Consider the following 6895-nt stretch of genomic DNA (forward strand, 5'->3'; position numbering starts at 1 on the left):
GGTGTGTCTGACAAATCGAGGCGATACCATCGCGAGCAAGCCCGCTCCCACAATAATCCCTGCAAAGTTTGAAGTGCGCTGCAGCTCCCCACAGAAGAGCAAAAAAAACGGCCTGGCACCTTTCGGTGCCAGGCCGTTTCGATAGTGCAGTACGACTTACTTCAAAACAGCCAGGGCTGCTTCGTAGTTTGGCTCTTCAGCGATTTCTTTAACCAGCTCGCTGTGCAGCACGTTGTCGTTTTCGTCCAGTACCACCACTGCACGGGCAGTCAGGCCGGCCAACGGACCATCAGCGATTGCCACGCCGTAGTTTTCGATAAACTCACGGCCGCGCAGGGTCGACAGATTTTGCACGTTTTCCAGACCTTCGGCGCCGCAGAAACGCGCCTGGGCGAACGGCAGGTCAGCCGAGATGCACAGCACCACGGTATTGGCCAGTTCGTTGGCCTGGGCGTTGAACGTGCGCACGGAAGTCGCGCAAGTCGGGGTATCAACGCTTGGGAAGATGTTCAGTACTTTGCGCTTGCCGGCAAAGCTGGCCAGCGTTACATCGGACAGATTACCGGCAACCAGCGAAAACGCCGGAGCCTTGGAGCCTACTGCAGGCAGTTCGCCATTGACTTGAACCGGGTTGCCTTTAAGCGTCACTTGAGCCATGAACGATGTCCTTTTTGACAGGTTGGAAAAGAGCCCGAAGTTAAACATGAATCAGCAGGGCTAACCTATGGGCTGAACATAAAATCTCATGCTTCCCATTACAAAAAGACGGTTCCTACATCCATTCAGCCAAGCGTGGTGATCAAAGGCCCTGTGAGAGCAGGTTAGCCACACTCCCACAGGTGGCCTGGCAGCTCACTTTTTCAGTTTCAGATACGACTGATGCATATCTGCTGCCCAGCCATCTATAACCTTTTTCACGTCATCGGCCTTCATCACCTGGCTGTCGTTGGCCAAGGGTTTGCCGGTGCCCTTGCGCACCACCTGGGCCACCACATCCTGGCTCTGCCCGTCGATAAACACGGCCTCGGTGGCCAGCTCGGTTTCCTGGTCACGTATCCCCGACGCGGTGCTCACTGCCGCGGCCACCAGTGCTACCGGGATGTACTCATAAGGTGCCAGACCCTCGGTCTTGCTGCTGACGGCAGTGATGGCTGCCCGCACCACAAGCACTCCCGGCCCGGGGCCACTGGCCAGTGGCAGTGATTTGCTCACTTCGCGTTTTAGCGCCTGGTCATAGTATTGCGTGATGCCATTGAGAGTGCTTTGCGGGATTTTCTCTGTCGGCTTGGGGGCCGGGTACAACTGGGTTGGTTCAACATAAACGCTGGTGTACTTGCTCACCTTCAGCTTGGGATCAACCCAGCGCATCACCTCTGCGCCAGAGGGCGATTTGGCCTCTTTCAGGCGGCTGTAATCCTTTAAAAATCCGGAGTATTCATCCGGTTGCTGGACCTTGCTCGCACAACCGACCATTGCGATTGAGGCAACACACAACGTACCAATCATTAAGCCAAGCTTCATGCTGTAACTCCTGTAGGGGCGCAGCCGTAGGAACGCGCCCATATAGGTATAGCCAAACCTTGGAAAATCGCCGCAACAGCAGGTTTTATCCCACGTTGAATGTGATAGAGCACTCAATACACATAGATCTGAACACTACAGATCAGTTGATAGCTATTTATTAAATATCTTTATAAAACAGGATCAGATTCAATAGAAATGCTTAAAACAGAGATAAAATCTGCGCCGCATAAATTCTGATTTACTGAATCTGTTTTGTTTTCTTCAACCTTTCTAAAGTTCAACCTGCGCCAGACCACGAGGCCTGGCAGGACTTTGAACCGTGGAAGACTTGAGCATGAGCACAGCACTAAACGGGCAGGCCTATAACTACAAGGTCGTCCGCCAATTCGCCATCATGACCGTGGTGTGGGGCGTTGTCGGCATGGCCATGGGCGTATGGATCGCCTCGCAACTGGCCTGGCCGCAAATGAACTTCGACCTGCCCTGGACCACCTTCGGCCGCCTGCGGCCACTGCACACCAGCCTGGTGATTTTCGGCTTTGCCGGCAGCGCGCAATTTGCCGCCAGCTACTACGCCGTGCAGCGTACCTGCGGGGTGCGGCTGTACTCGGACAAACTCGCGGCCTTTACCTTTTGGGGCTGGCAGTCGGTGATCGTGATCATGCTGGTCACCCTGCCCCTGGGCTACACCACGACCAAGGAATACGCTGAAATCGAGTTCACCGGCGCGGTCTGGCTGACCGTGGTGTGGGTGGCCTACGCCATCGTGTTTTTCACCACCGTGGTGCAGCGCACGACAAAGCATATTTATGTCGGCAACTGGTTTTTCGGCGCCTTTATCCTGGTGATCGCCATGCTCCATGTGGTCAACCATCTGGCGATTCCGGTGGACTGGTTCAAGTCATACCCGGTGTATGCCGGCGCCACCGATGCCATGGTGCAGTGGTGGTACGGGCATAACGCCGTAGGGTTTTTCCTGACTACCGGGTTTCTCGGGATGATGTACTACTTCGTACCCAAGCAAGTCGGCAAGCCGATTTACTCCTATCGCCTGTCCATCGTGCATTTCTGGGCATTGATCACCCTGTATATCTGGGCCGGCCCCCATCACTTGCACTACACCGCGCTGCCGGACTGGGCGCAATCGTTGGGCATGGCCATGTCGATTATCCTGCTGGCACCCAGCTGGGGCGGCATGATCAACGGCATGATGACCCTCTCGGGGGCCTGGCATAAATTGCGCACCGACCCGATCCTGCGCTTTCTGGTGCTGTCGCTGGCGTTCTATGGCATGTCGACCTTTGAAGGCCCGATGATGGCGATCAAGACCGTCAACGCCCTCTCCCACTACACCGACTGGACCATCGGCCACGTTCACGCCGGGGCGCTGGGCTGGGTGGCGATGATCACCTTTGGCGCGCTGTACCACATGATCCCGAAAATCTTCGGCCGCGAGCAGATGTACAGTACGCCGCTGATCAACCTGCACTTCTGGCTGGCCACCATCGGCACTGTGCTTTATATCGCCTCGATGTGGGTCAACGGCATCACCCAGGGCCTGATGTGGCGGGCAATCAACGATGACGGCACCCTGACCTACTCATTTGTCGAATCCTTGCAGGCCAGCCACCCGGGCTTTGTGGTGCGTCTGGTGGGCGGGGTGTTCTTTCTCTGCGGCATGCTGCTGATGGCCTACAACGTCTGGCGCACGGTACGCGTAGGCAATCTCCAGCAGGCCGAGCTGACCGCCCGGATTGCCTGACCCCCTTAGCCGCGCAGGCCGCAAGGCTTGCGCTGCCCCTCAGCAAGGAGCCCTTCCCATGCTCGAAATAGCCCTCAACAGCGCCGCCGTGATCAGCCTCTACTGTGCGGTCAGCTGGTGCCTGAAGCACAAAACCGCAAAAGACATCGACGACGCCAGCCTGATGCCCTTTGCTGATGACCCGCAAGTGGCACGCCGGGTTGAACGGGCCACCGGCAAAACCGTAAATGCCGTGCAGATCAGCGAACCAGAGCCGCGCAAACCGGACTGGGGCAAGCTGGAATTGTGAAATCCGGGTACTGGCACGGTGACAGATTAAATCTGCACCATTGGTTGCATCGAGCGGGTATTCAACGGCATTCTTGGTTCAGCGAACTATTGATCGACAACGCAATCAATCTGTACTGCCATTAATACCTTTCCGACAGAGACGCTCATGACTTCCAAGCTGGAACAACTCAAGCAGTTCACCACCGTGGTCGCAGACACCGGCGACCTCGACGCGATTACCCGTCTCAAACCCGTGGATGCAACCACCAACCCGTCACTGCTGCTCAAGGCCGCCGCGATGCCCGGTTATGCCGAGCTGCTGCAGAACGCCATCAGCCACGCCAACGGTGATGTCGGCCAGGCCTGCGACCACTTCGCGGTATCCGTGGGTAGCGGTATCTTGAACGTGATTCCGGGGCGTATTTCGACTGAAGTCGACGCTCGCCTGTCGTTCGACGAGCCGGCCCTGCTGAAAAAAGCCCACCAGTTGATCGAGCTGTACGACAAGGCCGGTGTAGGCCGCGACCGCGTACTGATCAAACTGGCCTCGACCTGGGAAGGCATCCGCGCTGCCGAGAAACTGGAGAAGGACGGCATTCAAACTAACCTGACCCTGCTGTTCTCATTCGCCCAGGCCGCTGCCTGTGCCGATGCCGGGGTGTTTTTGATCTCGCCGTTTGTGGGCCGGATTTACGACTGGTACAAAAAATCCACCGGCATTGACTACACCGGCTCCGATGATCCGGGCGTGCAGTCCGTAACCCGCATCTACAACTACTACAAGGCCAATGGCTACAACACCGTGGTGATGGGCGCCAGCTTCCGCAACCTCAACCAGATCGAGCAACTGGCTGGCTGCGACCGCCTGACCATCAGCCCTGACCTGCTGGAAAAACTGGCTCTGGACGAAGGCAAGCTAGAACGCAAACTGGCGCCGGGCAACAAAGGCGAGCCACGCCTGAACCTGACCGAGGCGCAATTCCGCTGGGCCTCCAACGAAGACGCCATGGCCACCGAAAAACTGGCCGAAGGCATTCGCCAGTTTGCCCGTGACCAGGAAAAACTTGAGGCGTTGTTGACCGGTAAATAACCCCGGCAACCCAATGTGGGAGCGGGCTTGCTCGCGATCGGATCGCTGCGGTTTGCCTGGCAGACAGCGGCGCCCGCATCGCAGGCAAGCCAGCTCCCACAGGATTTGCGTCGTACATAAAGCCTGATGAATTACAGGACCATTGTGGGCCCCCCTACAACAGGGCATCAGCGGGCCAGTAACTCCCTGCAATACCGCCCTACCCCCTCCTCCAGCCCCAGCATCGGCTCGCGATAACCCGCTTCACGCAATTGCCCCAGATCCGCGCAGGTATACACCTGATACTTGTGCTTGAGCCCCTCGGGGAACTCGCAGTAGCGCAACACACCATCCAGCAAGGCCGTTTCCAAGGTCAGCGGCGGACGATCCTCGGCCGCACGCAAACTGTTGATCGTCGCCAGTGCCAGATCATTGAATGAACGGGCGCACCCGGTGCCCAGGTTGAAAATGCCGCTGGTTTGCGGATGGTCCAGCCAATGCAGATTGACCTTGACCACATCCTCCACCGAGACAAAATCACGCTCATGCCCGCCCGCCGGGTAGCCGCCGTACTCACCAAACAACTCGACATGGCCATGATCGCGATACTGGTTGAAACAATGCCAGACCATCGAGGCCATGCGCCCTTTGTGCTGTTCACGGGGCCCGTACACATTGAAATAGCGCAAGCCGACGATCTGGCTACGGGACTTTGCCAGCAACTGGCGTACGCGCTGATCGAAGAGGAATTTTGAATAGGCGTACACATTCAGTGGCTGTTCGTACTCACGGGCTTCGCGAAACTCCCGGTTGGCACCGTAGACCGCCGCCGAAGAGGCATACAACAACGGCACCGTCTGTTCCTGACAGGCTTGCAGCAGATCGCAGCTGTAACGGTAGTTGTTGTCCATCATCAACCGGCCATCACTTTCCACGGTGCTGGAACAGGCACCCTGGTGCAGCACCGCACGCACTTCGCCCAGTTGATGGGTGGCAAAGCGCTGCACGAATTCACGCTTGTCAAAGTAATCGGCGATATCGCAGTCCGCCAGATTGCGGCACTTGTTGCCGTCAGTCAGGTCGTCGACAGCGATAATGTCACGCTCGCCACGCCGGTTAAGGGCCTTCACCAGATTGCTGCCGATAAACCCTGCAGCTCCGGTCACGATGATGCTCATCTTTGGCAACCTCCTGGAACATGGATTGCGCCCAGACTATGCCTGTGCGGGTCGACAGCCTTGATGCAGATCAAGCGCCCTTGCGGGTGACAAATGCCGAGGTAATATACGGCACGCTAACGCTGGCGCCGTGATTCAACACGTCTTGTGAAGCAACAAAATCCGCCAGTTGCTGCTCAAGCCGTGCCCTATCAGCCAGGGCCAGTGCCGAGATAAAACTGGTGGAACGCACACGGTTGAGAATCACGTCCTCGACCGGGCCGTCATGGGACTGGCTGAATTGCTGCTCCTGCAGAGGGCCAAACCCCGCAAAAGGAAAGGCCTGGCGCCAGGCCCCCGTGTAAAAGCGCGGCGCATCGCCTTGCCATTGATTGACCAGCGCATCCAGTTGCGCCACCCACGGCACGCTGGCGTCACGCAGGTTCCAGATCAGCCCCAGACAGCCGCCGGGCTTGAGCACGCGATGCATCTCGGCAAGGGCCTCATGGGTGGCGAACCAGTGAAAAGCCTGGGCGCACACCACCACATCGACACTGGCATCGGCCAGAGGGATGGCTTGCGCCGTGCCTTGATGGGTTTCGACTTCGGGATAGCTGGCGGAGAGTTTTTCCAGCATGGCCGGTACCGGCTCGAGCACAATTACCCGTGCGCCGGTCTGCAACAGCCGTGCCGTGAACTTGCCGGTGCCGGCGCCCACTTCGAGTACGGTCTGCCCGGGTTGCAAGCCAAGGGTTGCAGACAGCCAGGTCGCCACAGCCGCTGGGTAGTCGGGACGCCCGCGCACATAGGTGTCGGCGCCCTGCTTGTAACCGTCTGCTGCTGCGTGATGGATGGTTGATTCGCTCATTGCCTGCCTCCGTTTTCGTGGTTTTTAACCATAGCCGACACGGAGCAGGCACGACATGAAACTGTCGTCAGAAGCGGTACTTCATGCCCAGCATCAGGTTGCGCGAAAAGAAGCCGTCATTATCAGGGCATTGAGCGTTATAAATATCGGCGGTTGCAGGAGCTGAGTGCAACACGGTTATTGAATTGAAGCCGGAGCATCATGCCGCATAGCCAAGGCTTCCTGCATCACCTCTCCCATGACTT

7 protein-coding genes are annotated in these 6895 nt (G+C 57.6%); 3 read left to right on the plus strand and 4 right to left on the minus strand.

Going from position 1 to position 6895, the window contains the following annotated elements; genetic code table 11:
* Positions 1-156: 156 nt before the first annotated feature.
* On the minus strand, positions 157-657 hold the full coding sequence (tpx, locus tag ACZRMH_RS24000; protein WP_019828950.1) for a thiol peroxidase: 501 nt from the start codon (positions 655-657) through the stop codon (positions 157-159).
* 195 nt (positions 658-852) lie between these two features.
* Positions 853-1521, minus strand: coding sequence for a DUF3313 domain-containing protein (locus ACZRMH_RS24005; RefSeq protein ID WP_464015591.1), 669 nt, complete (start codon positions 1519-1521; stop codon positions 853-855).
* A gap of 337 nt (positions 1522-1858) precedes the next feature.
* Between ACZRMH_RS24005 and ccoN the strand changes: the two genes are divergently transcribed.
* The 3 genes from ccoN to tal all read left to right on the plus strand — a co-directional run bounded on the left by ccoN (position 1859) and on the right by tal (position 4646).
* Positions 1859-3286, plus strand: coding sequence for a cytochrome-c oxidase, cbb3-type subunit I (gene ccoN / locus ACZRMH_RS24010; RefSeq protein ID WP_464015592.1), 1428 nt, complete (start codon positions 1859-1861; stop codon positions 3284-3286).
* Between the two features lie 58 nt (positions 3287-3344).
* The gene (locus ACZRMH_RS24015) at positions 3345-3575 is read left to right on the plus strand and encodes a hypothetical protein (RefSeq protein ID WP_464015593.1); all 231 of its coding nucleotides are present in this window, start codon (positions 3345-3347) and stop codon (positions 3573-3575) included.
* A gap of 147 nt (positions 3576-3722) precedes the next feature.
* The gene (gene tal, locus ACZRMH_RS24020; RefSeq protein ID WP_464015594.1) at positions 3723-4646 is read left to right on the plus strand and encodes a transaldolase; all 924 of its coding nucleotides are present in this window, start codon (positions 3723-3725) and stop codon (positions 4644-4646) included.
* Positions 4647-4813: 167 nt separating this feature from the next.
* Here the strand turns inward: tal and rfaD are convergent, their stop codons facing one another.
* Both rfaD and ACZRMH_RS24030 read right to left on the minus strand, forming a co-directional pair.
* The gene (gene rfaD, locus ACZRMH_RS24025) at positions 4814-5803 is read right to left on the minus strand and encodes an ADP-glyceromanno-heptose 6-epimerase (RefSeq protein WP_464015595.1); all 990 of its coding nucleotides are present in this window, start codon (positions 5801-5803) and stop codon (positions 4814-4816) included.
* A gap of 70 nt (positions 5804-5873) precedes the next feature.
* Positions 5874-6650, minus strand: a complete 777-nt coding sequence (locus tag ACZRMH_RS24030; protein WP_464015596.1) for a class I SAM-dependent methyltransferase — start codon at positions 6648-6650, stop codon at positions 5874-5876.
* Positions 6651-6895: the final 245 nt, after the last annotated feature.

This window comes from Pseudomonas sp. B414, assembly GCF_055408445.1.